At 44.1% G+C, this 19,312-nt stretch carries 18 protein-coding genes; 6 read left to right on the forward strand and 12 right to left on the reverse strand.

Features of this window, described 5'->3' with window-relative positions; translation table 11 throughout:
• Nucleotides 1-53: 53 nt before the first annotated feature.
• Nucleotides 54-314 (forward strand): hypothetical protein, encoded by a 261-nt coding sequence (locus ACZ424_RS01400; RefSeq protein WP_464904735.1) that lies wholly within the window; start codon nucleotides 54-56, stop codon nucleotides 312-314.
• On the opposite strand, the gene polA is transcribed toward ACZ424_RS01400, so the two are convergent.
• Nucleotides 311-2,815 carry a DNA polymerase I gene (gene polA, locus ACZ424_RS01405; protein ID WP_464904736.1) on the reverse strand — a complete coding sequence of 835 codons (2,505 nt, stop codon included), beginning with the start codon at nucleotides 2,813-2,815 and terminating at the stop codon, nucleotides 311-313. The genes ACZ424_RS01400 and polA overlap by 4 nt on opposite strands.
• A complete protein-coding gene (gene murC / locus ACZ424_RS01410; protein ID WP_464905199.1) occupies nucleotides 2,812-4,113 on the reverse strand; it encodes a UDP-N-acetylmuramate--L-alanine ligase in 1,302 nt (433 codons plus the stop codon). Before murC ends, polA begins: the two co-directional genes overlap by 4 nt.
• A 104-nt stretch (nucleotides 4,114-4,217) precedes the next feature.
• Between murC and ACZ424_RS01415 the strand changes: the two genes are divergently transcribed.
• Complete coding sequence (locus ACZ424_RS01415; RefSeq protein ID WP_464904737.1) at nucleotides 4,218-6,386, forward strand: IGHMBP2 family helicase; 2,169 nt, start codon at nucleotides 4,218-4,220, stop codon at nucleotides 6,384-6,386.
• A gap of 242 nt (nucleotides 6,387-6,628) precedes the next feature.
• Here ACZ424_RS01415 and ACZ424_RS01420 read toward each other — a convergent pair whose 3' ends face one another.
• The 10 genes from ACZ424_RS01420 to ACZ424_RS01465 are packed head-to-tail and all read right to left on the reverse strand — an operon-like array spanning nucleotide 6,629 to nucleotide 15,497.
• Complete coding sequence (locus ACZ424_RS01420; RefSeq protein ID WP_464904738.1) at nucleotides 6,629-7,402, reverse strand: fumarylacetoacetate hydrolase family protein; 774 nt, start codon at nucleotides 7,400-7,402, stop codon at nucleotides 6,629-6,631.
• Between the two features lie 8 nt (nucleotides 7,403-7,410).
• On the reverse strand, nucleotides 7,411-8,235 hold the full coding sequence (locus tag ACZ424_RS01425; RefSeq protein ID WP_464904739.1) for a hypothetical protein: 825 nt from the start codon (nucleotides 8,233-8,235) through the stop codon (nucleotides 7,411-7,413).
• A 49-nt stretch (nucleotides 8,236-8,284) separates the two neighbouring features.
• A complete protein-coding gene (gene ndk / locus ACZ424_RS01430; protein WP_464904740.1) occupies nucleotides 8,285-8,713 on the reverse strand; it encodes a nucleoside-diphosphate kinase in 429 nt (142 codons plus the stop codon).
• Complete coding sequence (locus tag ACZ424_RS01435; RefSeq protein WP_464904741.1) at nucleotides 8,703-9,410, reverse strand: endonuclease V; 708 nt, start codon at nucleotides 9,408-9,410, stop codon at nucleotides 8,703-8,705. Before ACZ424_RS01435 ends, ndk begins: the two co-directional genes overlap by 11 nt.
• Nucleotides 9,407-10,456, reverse strand: a complete 1,050-nt coding sequence (locus tag ACZ424_RS01440) for an LptF/LptG family permease (protein ID WP_464904742.1) — start codon at nucleotides 10,454-10,456, stop codon at nucleotides 9,407-9,409. Before ACZ424_RS01440 ends, ACZ424_RS01435 begins: the two co-directional genes overlap by 4 nt.
• The gene (locus ACZ424_RS01445; protein WP_464904743.1) at nucleotides 10,450-11,529 is read right to left on the reverse strand and encodes an LptF/LptG family permease; all 1,080 of its coding nucleotides are present in this window, start codon (nucleotides 11,527-11,529) and stop codon (nucleotides 10,450-10,452) included. The genes ACZ424_RS01440 and ACZ424_RS01445 overlap by 7 nt, the downstream gene beginning before the upstream one ends.
• A complete protein-coding gene (gene secF / locus ACZ424_RS01450) occupies nucleotides 11,526-12,413 on the reverse strand; it encodes a protein translocase subunit SecF (protein WP_464904744.1) in 888 nt (295 codons plus the stop codon). The genes ACZ424_RS01445 and secF overlap by 4 nt, the downstream gene beginning before the upstream one ends.
• 9 nt (nucleotides 12,414-12,422) lie before the next feature.
• Nucleotides 12,423-14,093: a protein translocase subunit SecD gene (secD, locus tag ACZ424_RS01455; RefSeq protein WP_464904745.1), complete on the reverse strand. Its 1,671-nt coding sequence runs from the start codon at nucleotides 14,091-14,093 to the stop codon at nucleotides 12,423-12,425.
• A gap of 43 nt (nucleotides 14,094-14,136) precedes the next feature.
• A complete protein-coding gene (locus ACZ424_RS01460; protein WP_464904746.1) occupies nucleotides 14,137-14,808 on the reverse strand; it encodes an HD domain-containing protein in 672 nt (223 codons plus the stop codon).
• A complete protein-coding gene (locus ACZ424_RS01465) occupies nucleotides 14,805-15,497 on the reverse strand; it encodes a biotin--[acetyl-CoA-carboxylase] ligase (protein WP_464904747.1) in 693 nt (230 codons plus the stop codon). Before ACZ424_RS01465 ends, ACZ424_RS01460 begins: the two co-directional genes overlap by 4 nt.
• A gap of 28 nt (nucleotides 15,498-15,525) precedes the next feature.
• Here ACZ424_RS01465 and prmC point away from each other — a divergent pair, with 28 nt between their 5' ends.
• From prmC to moaA, 4 genes are read left to right on the forward strand one after another with little or no spacing between them, the layout of a single operon-like run.
• A complete protein-coding gene (gene prmC / locus ACZ424_RS01470) occupies nucleotides 15,526-16,374 on the forward strand; it encodes a peptide chain release factor N(5)-glutamine methyltransferase (protein WP_464904748.1) in 849 nt (282 codons plus the stop codon).
• A complete protein-coding gene (gene murA / locus ACZ424_RS01475; RefSeq protein WP_464904749.1) occupies nucleotides 16,374-17,639 on the forward strand; it encodes a UDP-N-acetylglucosamine 1-carboxyvinyltransferase in 1,266 nt (421 codons plus the stop codon). The genes prmC and murA overlap by 1 nt, the downstream gene beginning before the upstream one ends.
• Nucleotides 17,640-17,650: 11 nt before the next feature.
• On the forward strand, nucleotides 17,651-18,304 hold the full coding sequence (gene hisG, locus ACZ424_RS01480; RefSeq protein WP_464904750.1) for an ATP phosphoribosyltransferase: 654 nt from the start codon (nucleotides 17,651-17,653) through the stop codon (nucleotides 18,302-18,304).
• Between the two features lie 39 nt (nucleotides 18,305-18,343).
• Nucleotides 18,344-19,312 carry a GTP 3',8-cyclase MoaA gene (moaA, locus tag ACZ424_RS01485; protein ID WP_464904751.1) on the forward strand — a complete coding sequence of 323 codons (969 nt, stop codon included), beginning with the start codon at nucleotides 18,344-18,346 and terminating at the stop codon, nucleotides 19,310-19,312.

Raw genomic sequence — 19,312 nt, forward strand, 5'->3', positions numbered from 1 at the left:
CCTCCGGAGGTAAGTTTTGAAGACGGCAGTTCCAATACTTGAAGAGAGAGAGCTTGACTCTCCCGTTTCAGAGACCTTTCTTCTTTGCTCCCTACTTTGTGATCCTATCACCTGAGGCTGAAGACCTTAGTGTAAGCCTCTACAAAAACGTTTCAAGCAGCGATTCAGAGATTGCCCAAGTTCTCCTTGCCCAGGGAGTAAAGAGGATTGTCTGCCCAAAGTGTAGTAAAAAGATTGCCTACCAGGAGCTGGGGATAGAAGTAGTTAGCAAGGACTTTGAAACCCTTGCAGAAGTAGTTGACTATCTGTTCTAACTCCATCTCTCTCCACTTTCTAAGTCTACAATTAAAGGAACCGAGAGCTCCACGACGTTTTCCATAGTCTCCTTTACTATTCTCTTAACCTGTTCTTCTGCCTCTTTTGGCGTTTCCACCACAACTTCGTCGTGGACTTGAAGTATCAGGTAACTTCCAACCCTTTCAAGTCTCGGGTGGAGCTCCACCATCGCCATCTTCATGATGTCTGCCGCCGTTCCCTGGATTCTTGCGTTAATCGCTGCCCTCTCCCCGAAACTCCTTACGTGGTAGTTTTTGTCCCGGAGCTCCGGCAGAGGCCTAATCCTTCCAAAAAGGGTTTTCACGTATCCCTTCTTGTATGCTTCTTCAAGCGTTCTGTCTATGAACTCTTTAACCTTTGGGAACTGTGAGAAATATCTCTCTATGTATTCTTCTGCTTTTTTAACCGGTATTCCGAGTCTCTCTGATAGTCCGTGAGGGCTCATTCCGTAGATAATCCCGAAATTAACCGTTTTAGCGACTCTCCTTTTAGTTTCGTCTACCTCTTCAGTTTCAAAGAGTTGTTTTGCCGTTTCTGTGTGGATGTCTTTACCCTCCCTGTAGGCCTCTATCAGCTTTTCGTCTTGTGACAGGTGTGCAAGAATCCGGAGCTCCACTTGAGAGTAGTCTGCCCAAACCAGCGTATACCCTTCCGGAGCTCGTACCGCCTGTCTTATCCTCTTTGAGAATTCGTCTGAAACCGGTAGGTTCTGAAGGTTAGGCTCTGCCGACGAGAGCCTTCCTGTTGCTGTCGCCGTCTGAAGGAACTTTGTGTGGACTCTTCCCTTCTCGTCCATGTGTTTCAGAATTCCCTTTATAAACGTTCCGTGGAGTTTAGAGAGCTTTCTGAACTCTAAGAGGAGCTGGGCTATTCTGTTCCCTTCAAGGGCTAAAGTGGTAAGTGTCTCAACGTCTGTTGAGTATCCTGACTTTGTCTTTTTCAGAGGTTTCAGTCCTAACTTCTCAAAGAGTATGTAGGCAAGCTGTTTGGGAGAGTTTACGTTAAACGGCTCTCCTGCTTCTCTGTAGATTTCCTCCTGGAGCTCCTCCAAACTCCTCTCAATTTCCTTTCCGAACCCTTCTAAATACTCCCTATCAAAGGGAACGCCCCTCTTCTCCATCCTGTATAGAACGTATGCCAGGGGTATCTCTACCTCTCTGTAGAGCCTCTCAAGGTTTAGCCTCTTTAACTCCCCTTTTACAGTTTCTAACAGCTTAAACCCGTGTTGAACGTAGGCCTCAACCGGAGAGAGGTCAACCGACTGAAGGAACTCCTTAAGAAGGTTTTCCTCCGAGTAACTCTTAAGAAGAGGATTCTTCAGGTAGTAGAGGAGAGAGATGTCCTCAACCTGCTTTCCCTTAATCTCCTCTCCCAAAGAGTGGTAGAGCTCTTTTAGGTTAAACGTGTAAACCTTTCCTGCCCTTTTAACAACATTTTTTGTCTGTTCTCTGTTTAAAACGGCGTAGCCTTCTCTGTTTGCAACTATAAAGTCTGCCCCTTTGGGAACTACCAGAATCTCAGGCTTTGTGAAGAGGTCTACTCTGCTCAGGTAATCCTTTAGCTCCTCTTCACTAAGTCTTTTTCCCTTTTCAACGGGCTTTCCAAAGTCAAGGTCTGGAAAGAGTTTCTTTAGCTCTTGGGCAATACTTTTCATCTCAAGTTCAGTAAGGAGCTCCCTCAAACACTCTCCCTTTGGCTCTTGAACCTTTAAGTCCTCAAGGGTTATCTCTATCGGAACGTCCCTCTTTATCTTTGCAAGTTTCCTGCTCAAAAAAGCCTGCTCTTTGAACTTCTCTAATGTTTCTCTCCTTTTCGGGGTGAGTCTGCCAAGGTTTTCGTAGAGTTTCTCTAAGGAGCCAAACTCCTGAATAAGCTTCAGAGCTGTCTTCTCTCCAAATCCCGGAACTCCGGGTATGTTGTCAACGGCGTCTCCAGATAGTCCAAATACATCAGGAATTTGTTCAGGCTCTATTCCGTACTCCTCTTTAAAACTTTTCAAGTCGTAGGTTTTAGAATTTCCCGTTCTGTTTGATATGGCTATAACTTTCGTGTTCTCGTCTATCAGCTGTCTCATGTCCTTATCAGGAGTAACGATTACGACCTCAATTCCCTCTTTTGAGAACTTCTCCTTCAGGGTTCCGATTATGTCGTCTGCCTCGTAGCCCTCTAACTCAAGGGTTTTTACTCCTAAACACTTTAAGAACCTTTTTATGTAGGGAAGCTGAACCTTAAAATCGCCGGGAGTTGGCTTTCTGTTTGCCTTGTAGTCCTTTGCAATCTCCGTTCTGAATGTCTTTTTCCCTGCGTCAAATACAACTGCTGCGTATTCCGGCTTAAAGTCTCTGTAGATCTTTAGAAACATTCTTATAAAGCCGTAAACGGCGTTCGTCGGAAACCCTTTACTTGTTGAAAGTCCCTTTATTCCGTAGTAAGCCCTGTATGCAAGGCTCGTTCCGTCAAAGAGGAAAACTCTCTTCATTCTTCTTCTCCAGTAATCAGTTCAAAGGCTTTTGTTACGTCTCCTGCTCCAAGTGAGAGGAATACGTCTCCCGGGCGAAGTTCCCTCTCAATCAGACTGCAGGCCTCTTTTAAGCTTCCTCCGTAGAGAGCTCCACACTCAGAAGCCAGCCTCTCGGCGGTTATCCCCTCAATCTCTTCCTCGCCGGCGGAATATATGTCGCAGATATAAAGGTTGTCTATCTCCCTTAAAACCCTTACGAACTCGCTCCACAAATTTTTAGTCCTTGAGAACCTGTGAGGCTGAAAAAGGACGACTATTCTTCTGTTCGGGAACGACTCCTTAAGAGCTCTGTAGGAAGCCTGAATTTCCGTCGGGTGGTGACCGTAGTCATCAATAAACGTAACTCCGTTAACCGTTCCTTTCAGCTCCATTCTCCTGCTTGCGTTTCTAAACTCCTCCAACGCTTCTGCCACTTGGCTAAAGGGGATTCCCGCCTCTAAAGAGACTCCAACTGCCCCTAAGGCGTTTAAAACGTTGTGTTTTCCCGGAACGTTGAGCTTTAATCTCCCCAGCTGTTTTCCCCTATACCTCACTTCAAAGATTGAGCCAAGCCCTGCCGGCTGGATACTTTCTGCAGTAAAGTCTGTGTCTTTAAACCCGTATGTAGCCTTCCTCTTGTAAACTTTCGGAACAATTCCTTTTACCCTTTCACACTCGGTGCACAGGAAAACCTTTCCGTAGAAAGAGGCTCTGTTTGCAAACTCTGTAAAGGCCTCTATCAGTTTCTCCATACTGCCATAGTAGTCTAAGTGGTCGGCGTCTATGTTGGTTATCACAGAGAGGGTCGGCGTTAGCTTTAAAAACGTTCCGTCGCTCTCGTCGGCCTCTGCAACCAACCACTTTCCGTTTCCCTCAACGGCGTTGGATCCTCCTAAGAAAGAGAGTCTTCCCCCTACGAGAATCGTCGGCTTTAAACCGGCCTCATAAAATACCTTTGCAACCATAGAGCTCGTTGTCGTCTTCCCGTGTGTCCCCGCAACTGCAACTCCCTCTTTAAACCTCATCAAGTCCGACAGGATGTCTGCCCTTGGAATTACAGGGATTCCAAGCTCCTTTGCGGCAACTATCTCAGGGTTCGTCTCTTTAACGGCCGAGGAGTGGATTAAAACGTCTGCTCCCTTAACATTTTCCTTCCTGTGGCCTATGAAGACCTTTATTCCGGCCTCTCTTAGCTTCTTAACCATAGAGCTCTCTTTCAGGTCTGAACCCTGGACTGTATAGCCCTTTGCCTTTAGAACTAATGCAATTCCGGACATTCCGATTCCGCCGATTCCGACTATGTGGACTACCAAGCTTCCTCCTTTTCTTTTAAATTCTCAGAACACCAGAATACACCAGAATTCTAACCTGTGAGGTAAGTATGCCGATACTACTTGAGGGAATATACGATGGAAAGAGACTCCAGAGGGAGTTAAAACACTTAGGACTTAAAAAGGGCGATGTTAGGGAAACCTGTATAGCCAACGGGAAAACTCTCATTTTCCTGAAGGATGAATCCCTTTGCCAGATTTACGAGGACTTTATACCCTCTGAGGAAGAGGCTAAAGAGATATGCACAGTCCACAGGTACGTTGAAAGGTTTAAATACCTAATAGACGTTGAGAGGCTTGCAGAAATTGAGGCTCAAGAGGCTGAGATTAGAAGGCTCTCTGGAAGGGAGAGGGAGCTCCTCGGCAGAGCCATTTTAGACCTAAAAGGGACGAAGGCCGGGACAAAGTTTCACCTCCACTTGGTTCGCTTCTGGAGAGAGAAACCGATAGAAACGGAAATCTCTACGGGAGACATCGTTTTAGTCAGCAAGGGAAATCCACTAAAGAGCGACCTTTTAGGAACTGTTGTGAAAATCACCGAGAAAACGATAACGGTAGCGTTTGACAACAGACCTCCCCGTTGGGTTTACAAGAAGGGAGTTAGGATTGACCTCTACGTTAACGACGTAACCTTCAAGAGGATGGAGGAGAACTTAGAGGAGCTCCGCCACGCCGTCGGCCGCCAGAGGGAGCTGAGGAACACCATTTTGGGGCTGAGAGAACCAGAAAAAGGAGAACCCGTTGACTTTGAACCTGTAGACAGGAGGCTCAATGAAACCCAGTTGGAGGCAGTTAGGAGAGCCCTCGGCTCCCCGGACTTCTACCTCTTCCACGGACCTCCGGGGACTGGAAAGACCAGCACGATAACCGAGCTCATAGTTCAGCTTGTTAAACAGGGAAAGAAAGTCATCGCAACGGCAGACTCAAATATCGCTGCAGACAACATTCTTCTGAATCTCTCTAAATATCCAGAGCTGAAACTCGTCAGAATTGGCCACCCTGCAAGAGTTCTTGAAGAGCTTGAGAGATATTCCATCTACGCCCTCTACGAGGAGCACGAGAAAACCCAGAAGATAAAAGAGGGCTGGGAGAAAGTAAGGGAGCTTATAGAGAGGAGAGACCAGTTCACAAAGCCTACTCCTCAGCTTCGCCGGGGAATGAGCGACGACGAGATAGTCTACTTCGGAAGGAAGGGAAAGAGCTTCAGAGGGGTTCCAAAGAAGGTAATGCGCTCAATGGCCGAGTGGATACTTGCGAACTACGAGGTTGACGTAAGGATAAAGGCACTTAAAGAGATGGAGAATCTGGTCCTTAGAGAGATTATCTCAGAGGCAGACGTTGTTATATCAACAAACTCTATGGTTAAGTCGGAGCTCCTTGAAGGATTCCACTTTGACGTTGCAGTTATAGACGAAGGAAGCCAACAGGTTGAACCGTCTACCTTAATACCGATAATGAGGGCAGACAGGTTCTACATAGCCGGCGACCACAAGCAGCTTCCTCCGACCGTCGTAAGTGAGGATGCAAAGGAGCTTGAAAGGACTCTTTTTGAGAGACTTATAGAGTCTTACCCGGAGCTCTCCTCAATGCTTCGGGTTCAGTACAGGATGAACGAGAAAATAATGGAATTCCCGAACAGAGAATTTTACAACGGAAAACTCGTTGCAGCCCCAGAAGTTAAAGACCATACCCTTGCAGACTTTAACCTTGAACCTCCTAAAAAGTTTACAGAAGTCTTAGAGCCAAGTTTACCTATAGGCTTCATAGACGTTTCAAACATAAATGCCTACGAGTTCCAGCCTGAAGGCTCAACCTCTTACGAAAACTATGAAGAGGCAAAGATTGCCGTTGAGGTTGCGTTGGAGCTCCACAGAATGGGACTTGACAGAAAAGACATAGGAATAATTACCCCTTACGCTGCTCAAGTTAAACTGATAAAACAGCTTTTACTGGAAAAAGAGCTAAAGGTTGAGGTCAACTCCGTTGACGGCTTTCAGGGAAGAGAGAAAGAGGTAATCATCGTTTCTTTTGTTAGGTCAAACGACGAAGGAGAAATAGGGTTTCTAAAGGATTTAAGGCGTCTCAACGTTGCAATAACCCGCCCCCGCCGAAAACTTGTGCTAATCGGAAACACAAAAACCCTCTCTAATCATCCTGTTTACAAGCGGTTCGTTAATTACGTAAAGGATACCGGTAAACTCTTAGTTATAACCGATTAGTATTCCCTAACACTGCAGCGAGGGCATTTTGGCTTAAAATAGATCTAAAACCTTGAGCTTTAATTGCTTTCTCCAAAAGCATCAAAGTTTTATAAATGACTTACACTTACCTCGCTGCACTTGACCTTCTCTTCGCCGTTCTAAGTAGCTCTTTGACCATTAGAGTAAGCTAAATCTTGGGTTTTATCTAAACAAGTAGGATTTAAAGATATGTATTCACTCCCGCTCTAAGGTTTTAAAAACTACTCTTCGTCTACTACGTAGTTAATAAGAGTTCCTATTCCTTCTATTTCAACCTCTACTCTGTCTCCGGCTTGGAGTGGGCCAACGCCCGGGGGTGTTCCTGTTGCGATTACGTCTCCAGGTAAGAGTGTCATGATTTGAGAGATAAATGAAACCAGTTCAAAAGGGGAGAAAATCATATCTTCAGTATTTCCCTCTTGCTTTATCTTGCCATTTACTCTGGTGGTTATTTTTAAACCTATCGGGTCAATTTCGGTATTTACCCATGGACCGTATGGAGCAAAGGTATCAAACGATTTAGCCCTTGTATATTGAACGTCTTTTTGCTGAAGGTCTCGTGCTGTTACGTCGTTAAAGCAACTGTAGCCCAATATGTAGTCGGGAGCTTCCTGAGGAGATATCTTTTTACACTTTCTACCGATCACAACAGCTAATTCTCCTTCGTAGTCTACCCTTTGAGACATTTTAGGCTTTACTATTCTCATTTTGTTGGAAATAACTGCTGTTGACGGTTTCATGAAAATGAGAGGTTCCTCAGGTAGAGGTTTGCCCATTTCTTCGGCATGGGCTTTGTAGTTAAGGCCAACTGCTACTATTTTTGTTGGTCTTGTCGGTGATAAGAACTTTACATCTTTAAAAGAGAGTGGTTCTCCTTCTGGAGTTATGCTTTCCATAAGCTCTGAAATACGCTTCTCTTTGATAGGAACTATTTCTTTTCCCTTTACAAGGGCAAAGATTGTTCTATCTCCGTGTTTAAACCTTCCTACCTTCACCTCTCCTCCTAAACGATGGCTATCCCGAACATTCTACCATTTAGTTTTATCCTTTCTCCTTCTGTTAGATTAACCTTTTGGGATGTTAGAACCGTTAATTCTATCTCTTCAGAGAACACTTCAACCAAAGTTAAGGGATATTCTTTAAACCGAGCTTCTTTTACTGAAGTTACTACCCCTATTACTGTATAGCTGTTTCCAAGATAGAGGAGACATGTGTCAAACAGTTCTTCCGGTTTTGACTTGAACTCCTCTATTAGGCGTTTTGTTTCCGTTTCACCTATTTCAGACTCTAACTTTTCCCGGGCTTTGTTGTTTCCTTTTAAGACCAGTTTAAGGAGTTCCCTGTTCTCGTCAGCAATCTGGTCAAAGTGGATGAGAGGGGAGAGGTTCTTAAGGTTTCGCGTGTATATACTGAGGGCAACGTCAAGTTCTCCGGATAGTTTCTCGGGGAGTTGACACAGGTTGCAGAGCTCAAAGAAAAACGAGTTGCCTGTTGTTACCTCTACCGCTTCCGTAAGGAGAGTAAACTTTTCAAAGGAGTTTATTTTAAAATTAAAGTCCTCAAACGTGTAAACAGAACCGTTTTTGTAACCTAAATAACAGCCTAAGTCCTGTTCTTTCTTTTTGGAAAAGAGGGAAAGTTTCTCTTTCACGAGGACGTAGTTGTAGATGGAAAACTCGCCTATCTCATTTGAGTAACAGATGAGTTTTTCTGATGTGTCTAAAAGGTCTTCAAAAACGAAGTGTTTTACCAAAGATTCCGTTCCAGATTCTTTGGCTTCTTGACAAAACTCTTTGTCTATACCTAACAAACTGAAACTGTCGTCCATACAGTCTCCTGCATAGTGTTAGGGGGAGGGAGCTCCCTCCCTTCTAAAATTAATACTGGTCGTGAATTTCCAGCTGGTTGAAGAAGAAAGGAATCTCGTAGGCTGCAGATTCCGGAGAGTCTGAAGCGTGAACAGCGTTTCTTCCAACATCTGTTCCATACTTCTTTCTTATCGTTCCCTCTGCAGCCTTTGCAGGATCTGTAGCTCCGATTATCTCTCTTACTCTTGATATGGCGTTTTCTCCCTCAAAAACCATAGGAACGCAGGGTCCTGAAGACATATAGTCTGTAAGTTCATCGTAGAAAGGTCTTTCCTTGTGAACGATGTAGAACTTCTTAGCCTGTTCTTTTGTAAGGTGAACCATTTTAATTGCAAGGAGTTTTAGGTCGTTTTCCTGAAGAATCCTTACGATATCTCCAACAGCGTTCTTCTTAACAGCATCTGGTTTTACTATTACCAGCGTTTTCTCAACTGCCATTTCCTTCCTCCGGCTCCTTGAATTTGCGATGTATTATACCTTTTCTAACAGTTTGAAGGTAGTTGTGGGCAAGTCTCGTAGGTTCCGGCAGCTTGTATCCCTTGGCCGTTTTTAGTGTTAGCTCAAGGGCTTCTTCTGGTGTTATCAGGTTTCCGGAGGATACAAGTACCGGCTTTGAGTTTTTCCTCAGCCTTACTGCATATCCTATTAACTGATTGGTTTCAGGATGGAGTATCGGTTCTTTACACCCGACGTCTCTACAGGGGGCTTTGAACTTGCCATATAGGGGCTTTTTTGCACAGCCAACTGTAGGAATTCCCGTTACAACTCCAAAGTGGGCTGCTATTCCCAAACCTCTCGGGTGTGTTATTCCGTGTCCATCAACGAAGATTACGTCGGGTCTGTTCTTTAGCTTTCGAAAAGTTTTAAGAAGGAGAGGGAGCTCTCGAAACGCTAGGAAGCCGGGAACGTATGGAATTTTTACTTCTTCTGTTTCATATACTCTTTCTAAAACCTCAAGTTCTGGAAACTTTAGAACGACGAAGGCTCCTATACCGAGGGTAGGGTTTTTGAAGGGGTCAAGGAACGTTAAGTCACAACCTCCTATTAAGTTTACTTCCCTTTCAAGGGGTTTTATTTCAAGTTTTTCTCTCAGTATCTCTTGAGCTTTCTTTGCCTTCCTGTAGGAGAACTTCAAGATTCAACCCTTCCCAAAAGAAATAGTCCTAGAGCTCCGAAGAGTATTAAAGGTGCAAAAGCTGCGTAAAGGGACGGTAAAACTCCGCTCTTTCCGAGGCTTAAGAACAGGGCGGTTGTGACCCACATAACGACGACGATAAGGCTGGCTATTGCTAATGTGTAGCCTTTCCTGTTTCTGGGGTTGTAGATGCCAAAGGGTATTCCGATTGCCGTTACTACTATCGGGAATAGTGCCAAGGCCAGCTTTGAGTAGAGTTCTACTTCTAACTCTCTTGTGTTGTATCCTATTTTCCTCAAGCGCTTTATTGTTATGTAGAGCTTTATTAGTCCCGACTGTTGGGGGTTCATCTCTGAAAGCTTTAGGTCTTTAACTTCTACGCCTAAGTTCAGTTTTAGCGAAGGGAGCTCTACTGTCTTAAAGTTCTCTAATTCCCTTTTTAGAACTTTATCAAGTTTCCAAACGCCTTTCCCTTTGTAAAGGATTTTCTCTGCGTCTAACCTTTCTGTTGGCTGGAACTGGTTAACTTTTATCAGGCTTGCCCACTTTCCTTCTTTTGTTTTTAAGTCAAACGACCAGATAAATATGAAGTCTCCTTTTTTATCCTGAAACCAGACACCGTTGAGGTTCTTTGGTTTTTCACTCTCTCCTCCGACTACCTCTGTAAGCTTTAATCCTTTCGGCAGTAAGCTTTCTTGAACGTAGAGTGAAAAAAACGAAGAGATTACTGCCAAAGCAAAGAGGGGAAGGGAGAACCTGTAAATGCTGATACCCAGAACTCTTGCCACTATCAGCTCGTTTGTTGATGAGAACCTTGACAGTGTAACCATTGTCGTTATGAGAACGGCTATGGGAATGATTCTAACTGTGTAGAGTGGAAACCTTCCGGTAACAAATTGGAGACTTTTGAGAAAACCTATTTTTAGTATAAGGTCAATGTGGCTTACAAGGTCAACTATTCCGAAGAGCGTAAGGAAGGTAAGGAGCGACAGAACCAGTATTTTAAAGGCTTCCGAGAATACATACCTGTCTAATCTCTTTACCATCTCATCCCGGTGTTGATTGAGATTTTTTCCTTTACGGCTCCGTAATACCCGGCTGCTGCAAGAGCTCCAAAAATAACGTCTGGAAAAAGGGCAAAGGCCGGATTTCCCAGCTTAACGGCAAGTTTTTTGGATACTGTATAGACGACGTAGTAAGCTACAATTAGTAGAAGCCCGAAAGCTATACCTACTCCCATACTTCCTCTAGGGAGTGATACTGCTACTGAAAAGGCAAGTATTCCAACGATTAGTGGGGAGAGGGAGAGGCAGAGTCTTTTGAGGAGCTCTACCTTCCCTTCCATACTTTTTTCCTTCAAGAGCTGAAAGAGTGTTTTATACTTTTCTGCACTGAAGGTTTCTCTGTTTGAGAACCTGTAGAGTTCTACTGTGTAGTCTTTGAACTTTAGTAGTTTAAACTCTTTCGGTTTTTTCCAGTCTATCATTTGAGCACTGCCGTTGTATATATCAAGAAAGACTGTATCGCCTACAGTTCTAAGGGTTCCTCTTTTCCCGAAAATTGTTAGTAGCTGACTTTTTTTTTGGAGTGAGACCATAAAGTTCTCTATTAAACCTTTTTCTGGGAACACTTTTTCAACGTAAAATGTTATCCCCGGGAAGTTTGATGAGAAATTTTTTGGAGAAATACTCATGGTTATTTTTCTTTTAACGAGCTCCTGAAGCTCCTTTTTCATTGCAACGTTACTGTTTGGCGCTAAAAACATTAATGAGTAGAACGAAATCAAAGAAAACAGAAAACCCATAATAAAAACAGGAACAGATATCTGTTTTATACTGACTCCACAGGACTTTAAGGCTACTAACTCGTTGTTGTTTTCCATCTGTATAAACAGTATCAGCGTAGATATAACAAAAGAGATTGGGATTACTATTCCAAAGAATGCAGGAAGTCCTTTTATGAGGACGGAAAGGAAGTCAAAGAAAGAAACTCCCTGACCTAAAACTGTTTCTGCTATTGTTGATGCCCTATCTACAAGGATTACGAACAGAAAAAGGAGAAAAGATATTAACACGAGTTTTAAAAGTTCGTAGGAGATATACCTGTATAGGGTTTTCATTTCTCCTTCTTAACGTATTTATACCAGTCAACGACGATTGCACTTGCAATAAAAATAGAGGAGTAAGTTCCGACTGTGATTCCCACGAGCAGGACGAAGGCAAAGTCGTTTATGACTCCTCCGCCAAACAGGTATAGGCAGAGAACTACAAAGAGTGTTGTTAGTGAGGTAATTACTGTTCTTGAGAGGGTTTGGTTGATGCTGTCGTTGACTATTTCCTCAAATGGTTTACTCCTTAGTAGAACTTTCATGTTCTCCCTGATTCTGTCGTAGACAACTATGGTATCGTTAATTGAGTAACCTATTACCGTTAGAAGGGCTGCAATTACCGGAAGGCTGAACTCCCGCCCTACAGACATAAAAACTCCTGTTGTTGCAAGGGCGTCGTGGATTAGAGCTAAGACGGCTCCGAAGGCGAATATCGGCTCAAACCTCCACGCTACGTAGATGAGAATTCCTATCAGGGCATAAATTATTGCCATTATTCCCTTTTCTCTCAGCTCCTTTCCAACAGTTGGCCCTATCATTTCTACTTTTCTTATCTCAAGTTTCCCGTCAAACTTTTTTTTCAAAACGGTTCTTATCGTTTCAACAGTTTTGTTAGGGTCTTTATCTACCGGGGCTTTTATCATAAACTCGTTTTTTCCCTCTCCTTCAACGTTCTGGACTAAAACTCCCTCAATTTTTCCTTTAAAAAGCTCCCTTAAAGTTCCGGTGTTAACCTGAGGGTCTTCTACCCTAACGTCAACCAAAACTCCGCCTGTAAAGTCAATTCCAAATTTAGGGCCTTTTATGAGAGCTCCGTAAACCCAGCTTCCTATAATGAGCGTTAAAGAGAAGATGTAGGCCCAGTATCTGTTTCCTATGAAATCAAGCTTTTTCATCTTTTGCTCCTAAACCTTGAAGATTTGTGGCTTGAGCTTGACCAAGAGGTCAAGGAAAACCTTTGTAACGAAAACAGCAGTGAACATACTTGAGAGAATACCTAAAGAGAGGGTTACAGCAAATCCCTTTATGGGGCCTGTTCCAAACTGAAAGAGGACGGCTGCTGCAATTAAGGTTGTAATGTTTGCGTCAAGGATTGTTCCCCAAGCTCTTGAAAATCCTGCTTCAACGGCTGAAAAGAGGTTTCTGCCTTTTCGGAGCTCCTCCCTTATCCTCTCAAAGATAATGACGTTGGCGTCAACTGCCATTCCTACAGTAAGAATGAAACCTGCAATGCCCGGTAAGGTCAGTGTTGCTCCTAAAACGACCATCATTGTCCAGAGAAGAACGACGTTCATAAGGAGGGCAAGGTCTGCAATAACTCCGGCCGTTTTGTAGTAGACGGCCATAAAGAGCATAACGATCACAATTCCGGCTATTCCTGCCTTTACGCCCTTTTCAATGGACTCTTTACCCAGCGAGGGGCCTACGGTTGTTTCCTCAACTATCTTTACAGGTGCAGGGAGAGCTCCTGCCCTTAAAACGATTGAGAGGTCTCTTGCCTCCTGGTATGTAAACTGACCCGTTATCTGTCCCCTGGCCCCTATTTCACTTCTGATTACCGGGGCAGATTGGACTTTATTATCAAGAACTATTGCAAGTCTGGTTCCTATGTGGTTTTTCGTGTAGTTAGCGAAAATCCTTGCCCCTTCACTTTTTAGAACGAAACTTACGGCCGGCATTCCGGTTTCGTCTTGGCTTGGGTAGGCATCTTTGAGGTAAGCCCCTGTAAGGATCGGCTCTCTTTTAAGAATAAAGAACGTGTAGCCGACAACTTTTCCCTCTTTGTTCTTTATCTCTTGGTAGAGTATTTGTTGGTCGTCCGGAACGTGGCCGCCAAATCTCTCCACAAGCTCTTCTAAACTCTTAATCTTTAATTCTTCCTCTTTTCCATTTTTGACCAAAAAGAACTTTGGACCTGTTGGAGACGGCTTAATAATTACAGTTGTGCCTTCCGGAATCGTTCCTCCGAGTTTTGTTATCAGCTCGTCTGGAGTTCTTGCCGTATCTACGACTTCTTTAAACTCAAGGTTTGCAACTTTTCCGATAACTTTTTTTGCCCTCTCAGGGTTTTTAACGCCGGGGAGCTCCACAATGATCCTGTCCTTTCCGTTCCTAACTATTACCGGCTCTGCAACTCCAAGCTGGTCAATCCTGTTCCTTATAGTTTCAAGGGCCTGTTCTGCTAACCTATCTATCTCTTTTGTCTTGTAGGAAGGTTTCATTTTGAGAACTATTTTCTTTCCGGCCGGAGTTATCTCAAACATGTTGCTGTAGTCCTCTTTTATAAGTGAGACTGCTTTTGATGTGTAATCTGGGGAGAGGAGCTCTATGTCTATTTCAGTTCCTCTCCTTAAGGCTGAGACAACCGGAATGTTCTCTTCTTCAAGCATTCTTTTTATCTCCCTCAGGGCCGTAGATGTTTCGTCCTCAAGGGCTTTTTCTGTATCTATCTGTAGAACCAAATGAGTCCCGCCTCTTAGGTCAAGTCCCAGGTTTATAGGCTTTGTCAGGTCAAGGTAGAGGGCTCCTAAAAATACCGCTATAACAAAGAGTAGTTTCCACTTTAGGTTCTTCATTGGAACTCCCTTTTCTGAACTTGAGTCTGAATGATACAAAATCTTATAGGTCTGTATCGTTAATTTTTAACCGGAACTTAAACCCCAAAACCTCACTTGCTCTTCTACACATTTCCATTCTTGGCTGAAATATTGAAAAGTAGTCTAAAAGGTCTGAGATATTCGTGTCTATTTTCAGAACTAGTTTTATCGTTCTCTCCTGTCTATTTACCTCTAAATTGCTGTAGAGGACTGCGTAGTTGACCCGGTCGTGAATGTCTTCCCTTATCGTTTTCCTGCTTCTAACCCTTGTTCTGTGAACGTGGGACTTGTCGGCTATTACCAAAGCCGCAGCTACCTCAGTTGCCGGTTCTCCAGTTCCTTCTTCGTGGTTTCCGATTGCAAAGGTTATCTCTGTTAGGTCGTCGTCTAAGTATCCTTTTCCTTTTAGAAGCTGATAGGTAAGGAGAGCTCCGCTTTGGGCATGGTCGTGGCGTGAGACGATGTGACCTATGTCGTGTAGAAGCCCTGCTATTCCTGCAAGCTCTGAAAGTCTTTTATCTCCAACTGTTTCAAAGAGTAGCCATCTTGCCTTCTCTGCAACCCAACTAACATGTTTTATCCCGTGGTCTGTATATCCCATTCTCTCAAGGAAGTAGTCAGCTCTGTTTATGTAGTAGAGGATTCTTCTGTCTTTAAGGAGTTCTCTGTAGGTTGGAAACTCAATCTCCTTCACTTCTCCTCCCTTACGCTGACCTCTCCGGAAAATAGTCTCTTTATACCCGATTCTGTTTCAACTATTAGAGCTCCGTCTCTGTCTATTCCCAGAGCCTTTCCGGTAAAAACAGCTCCGCTTTCTTCAACCTTTACTCTTTTTCCTATCAAGGGGCAGTTCTCCTCAAATTCCTCTACACGGAATCTCCTCTCCTCTACAAGGTTGTGGGCTTTAAGAACCCACTGGTAGAGCTCTTTAATCAGCAACTCCCTGTCAAACTCTATTCTTTCTGCTTTGAGAGATGTTGCAGGGTTGGGAAAGAGGGAGAGTTCCTCTTTGGTGTAGTATAGGTTTATTCCCACTCCAACGATGAGCCTGTCTCTGCAGAGCTCTGGTAGAACTCCGGAAACCTTTTTCCCGTTTATAAAAACGTCGTTTGGCCACTTCAAGTAAAAACCTTCTGAAAACTTAGAAAGGGTTTTAAAAACTGCCCATCCAAAGGCCAAGCTTGATAGGGTCAGGTTCTCTTTGAGCGGCCTTAGAACAAAAGAGGCGTATAGTCCTTTGTCCTTCTCTGAAAGCCACTTCCTTCCTCTCCTTCCTCTTCCTCCGGTCTGTTCCCTTGCAACAATACAGAGGCCGTGGCAGAAGGGAATCCTCTTTGCCTCTTGGTTGGTTGAGTCAATAGTGTTTAAAACAACAATTTTCATGACCTTAGTATTTTATAATTCCTCGGCTATGAAGTGGACTGTTGGAACGCTGCTTAAAAGGGCAACTGAAATACTAAGGGAAAGAGGGTCTCGTTCTCCACGGTTAGACGCGGAGCTCCTCCTCACCCACTCCCTCGGGTTTAAAAACAGGGTGGAGCTCTACACGAACTTTGAGAGACCCTTGACCGACGAAGAGGTTGAGAACTACAGACAGCTCATTATAAGGCGTGCAAAGGGAGAACCTGTAGCCTATATAACTGGAAAGAAAGAGTTTTTCGGTCTTGAGTTTCACGTTGAAAGGGGTGTTCTCATTCCCAGGCCGGAGACAGAGTTCCTTGTTGAGGTTGTTTACGACTACATAAAGGGAAAAGAAGGGTTAAAAGTTGTTGACGTAGGAACGGGATCAGGCTGTATAGTCTTGACCCTGTGTAAGCTAACGGGAGGAAAGCACCAATTCTACGGTATAGACATTTCAAATAAGGCCCTTTCCGTTGCAGAGCTAAACAGGGAAAGGTTGGGCTGCAGTGGTGTCTCTTTCCTGAAAGGAGACCTTCTTTCTCCTGTTGACTTTCCGGTTGACGTTCTTGTCTCAAACCCCCCTTACGTTCCGATTGGGGACCCTCGTCTTGACAAAGAAGTTCTGAAGTTTGAGCCGGCTGTTGCCCTCTTTGGAGGGAAGACCGGATATGAGATTATAGAGAGGTTAATAGCTCAGGCTTCAGAGAAGTTAAAACCTGGAGGTTTTATTGCTCTTGAAGTTGGAGAAGGGCAGGCCGATAGGGTTGCTTCTCTCCTTGAGTCTTTTGGCTTTCGTTCTGTAAGTGTTTTAAAAGACCTTTCTAAAATAGATAGGGTTGTAACGGGGGTAAAAATCTAATGGAAAAGTTTGTTATAAGGGGCGGTAGGGAGCTCCGGGGCAGGGTAAAGGTCTCCGGCTCAAAAAATGCCTCTCTTCCAATACTCTTTGCCTCTATACTTACAGGGGAGCTTGACCTCTCAAACGTTCCTGCTCTTAAGGACGTTACGACGACTTGTGACCTATTGGAACACATGGGTTTTTCCGTTGAAAGAGGTTCAGGCCGTGTAAGAGTAAAGGAGAGTAAAGTAATCCCAGAAGCTCCTTACGAGCTTGTTAAGAAAATGAGAGCTTCTATCCTTGCCCTTGGTCCCCTTCTTGCCCGTTTTGGTAGGGCAAAGGTTTCCCTTCCCGGAGGGTGTGCAATCGGTTTAAGGCCTGTTGACCTTCACCTGAAAGGGCTTTCAAAGATGGGTGCTCAGATAGAGATATCCCATGGCTACATTGTTGCCGAAGTTAACGGAAAGCTTAAAGGTGCAGATATTACTCTCGATTTTCCAACTGTTGGAGGAACTGAAAACCTTCTAATGGCTGCTACCCTTGCAGAGGGTAAAACCGTTATTAGGAATGCTGCTAAAGAGCCTGAAATAGTAGACCTTGCAAGGGCTTTAAAGAGGGCAGGTGCCTATATAGAGGGAGAAGGGACAGACGTTATAGTTGTGGAAGGAGTGAGGGAGCTCTCTCCCGTTACCTACTCGGTTATGCCCGACAGGATAGAAGCGGGAACGTTCCTCTCTGCTGTTGCTTCTGCTGGTGGAGAAGTTATTATTGATGATTTTCCAGTAGAAACTCTTAAGACCGTTCTTGACAAGTTTAGGGAGGCTGGGCTTGAGATAGAAGAACTCTCACCAACGGAGGTTAGGGTCAGGAAAAAGGGGAGACTTAAGGGAATAGACGTAACCACACAGCCCTACCCGGGGTTTCCGACTGACATGCAAGCCCAGTTTATGGCGGCGATGTGTACGGCTGAAGGAGTTTCTGTAATCAAAGAGACCATATTTGAGAACAGGTTTATGCACGCCCTTGAACTTCAGAGAATGGGAGCAGACCTTAAAATAGAGGGAAACACAGTCGTCGTTAAAGGAGTTGAGAGACTTACAGGAGCTAAAGTTACTGCAACCGACTTAAGGGCAAGTGCCTCTTTAGTTGTTGCAGGGCTTGGAGCGGAAAATACTACAGAGGTTTACAGAATATACCACCTTGATAGGGGTTACGAGAGGCTTGAGATGAAGCTGAAAGCTCTCGGGGCTGAAATAGAGAGAGTTCCCAGTGAACTTAACTACTAAAGGAGCTGGTAATGGGCTATGAAACTGTAACTGTTGCCCTTCCAAAGGGTAGGCTCTTAAAAGAGGCCGTTGAGTTTTTGATAAAGAGCGGCATAGACGCTTCTGAAACCCTCTCTGAAACGAGGAAGTTGGTCTTCCATTGGGAAAACTTCAGGTTTATTTTGGTAAAGCCGATGGACGTTCCTACCTACGTTTACTACGGAACGGCCGACATTGGTATAGCCGGAAAGGACGTAATAGAGGAAAAGGGGTATGAGCTTTACGAACCTTTAGACCTGAAGTTTGGAGCCTGTAGGCTCTCTGTTGCCGAGCCTACAGGCATAACTGAACCTTACGACTTAGACAGACTCTCCTACATAAGGGTTGCGACCAAGTATCCTAAAATCACCGATGCCTACTTTAGAAGTAAGGGAATCCATCCTGAGATAATCACACTCTACGGTTCTGTTGAGCTTGCACCTTTGGTAGGGCTTTCAGACAGGATAGTTGACTTAGTTCAAACAGGAACGACACTTAAAGTCAATGGATTAAAAGAAGTTGATGTGATACTTCACTCAACAGCCCGCCTTGTCGTTAACAGAGCAAGCCTCAAAACAAAATACTCCCTCATAAAGGGGCTTATTGACAGAATGAAAGAGCTTCTTAAATGTAAGGTGGTAAAATAGTTACTGTTTAGTTTCTTACCAAGAAGGAATAAAGGAATAATGGCCATATCCTACTTAAGAGTTTCTGTGACCGACAGGTGCAACTTTCGATGTCGCTACTGTATGCCTGAAGGAAAGAAGGAGTTTGTACCCTACACTGAAATCCTTAGATACGAAGAGATATCGGAAATCGTAAGGGTTTTCTCCCAATTCGGAGTAACTTCTGTCAGATTAACGGGAGGAGAGCCCTTAGTAAGAAAAGGGATTGAAAACCTTATCCTTCAGCTGAAAGAGATAGAAGGGATAAACGAAATTTCACTTACGACGAATGGGTTCTTCTTAGAGGAAAAGGCCGAAACTTTGAAAGATTCAGGTCTTAAACGGGTAAACGTAAGTTTAGACACGCTGAATCCGGAGAAGTTTTCATACATAACGAGAACTTCCGAAGATGCTTTCTTCAGAGTTTTAAGAGGAATAGAGAAAGCTAAAGAGGTTGGCCTTACTCCCGTGAAGGTAAATACCGTTTTGGTAAAAGGTTTCAATGACTCAGAAGTTGAAGATTTCGTAAGGTTCTCAGCCGATATCGGCGTAGAGGTTCGTTTCATTGAGCTTATGCCTGTAGGAGGTCAGTTCTTCAGCAGAGAGAACTTTATTCCCATCTCTTGGATGAAGGAGCTCCTTGAGGAGAAGTTCGGAGAACTAAAACCCGTTAAAACCGTTAAGATGGGTCCTGCAAAGAGCTTTCGGGTCGGAAATACGGAAGCAGTTGTAGGTTTTATACCTTCTGTAAGCCAGCACTTCTGTTCTGAGTGCAACAGAGTTAGACTTACCTCTGACGGTAAATTAAGGCTCTGTCTTATGTCTGATAGAGAAATTAACCTTAAGTCAATTCTCCGCTCTCCCGGATACTCAGAAGAACTTTTAAGGAAGACGATAGCGGGAGCTCTTCTTCTCAAGAGGAAAGTAAATGGAATAGAAGCCCTTGAGTCTTTAGGCTGCTCAAGGAAAATGTTCACAATAGGGGGGTAG

Source organism: Thermovibrio ruber, assembly GCF_055380895.1.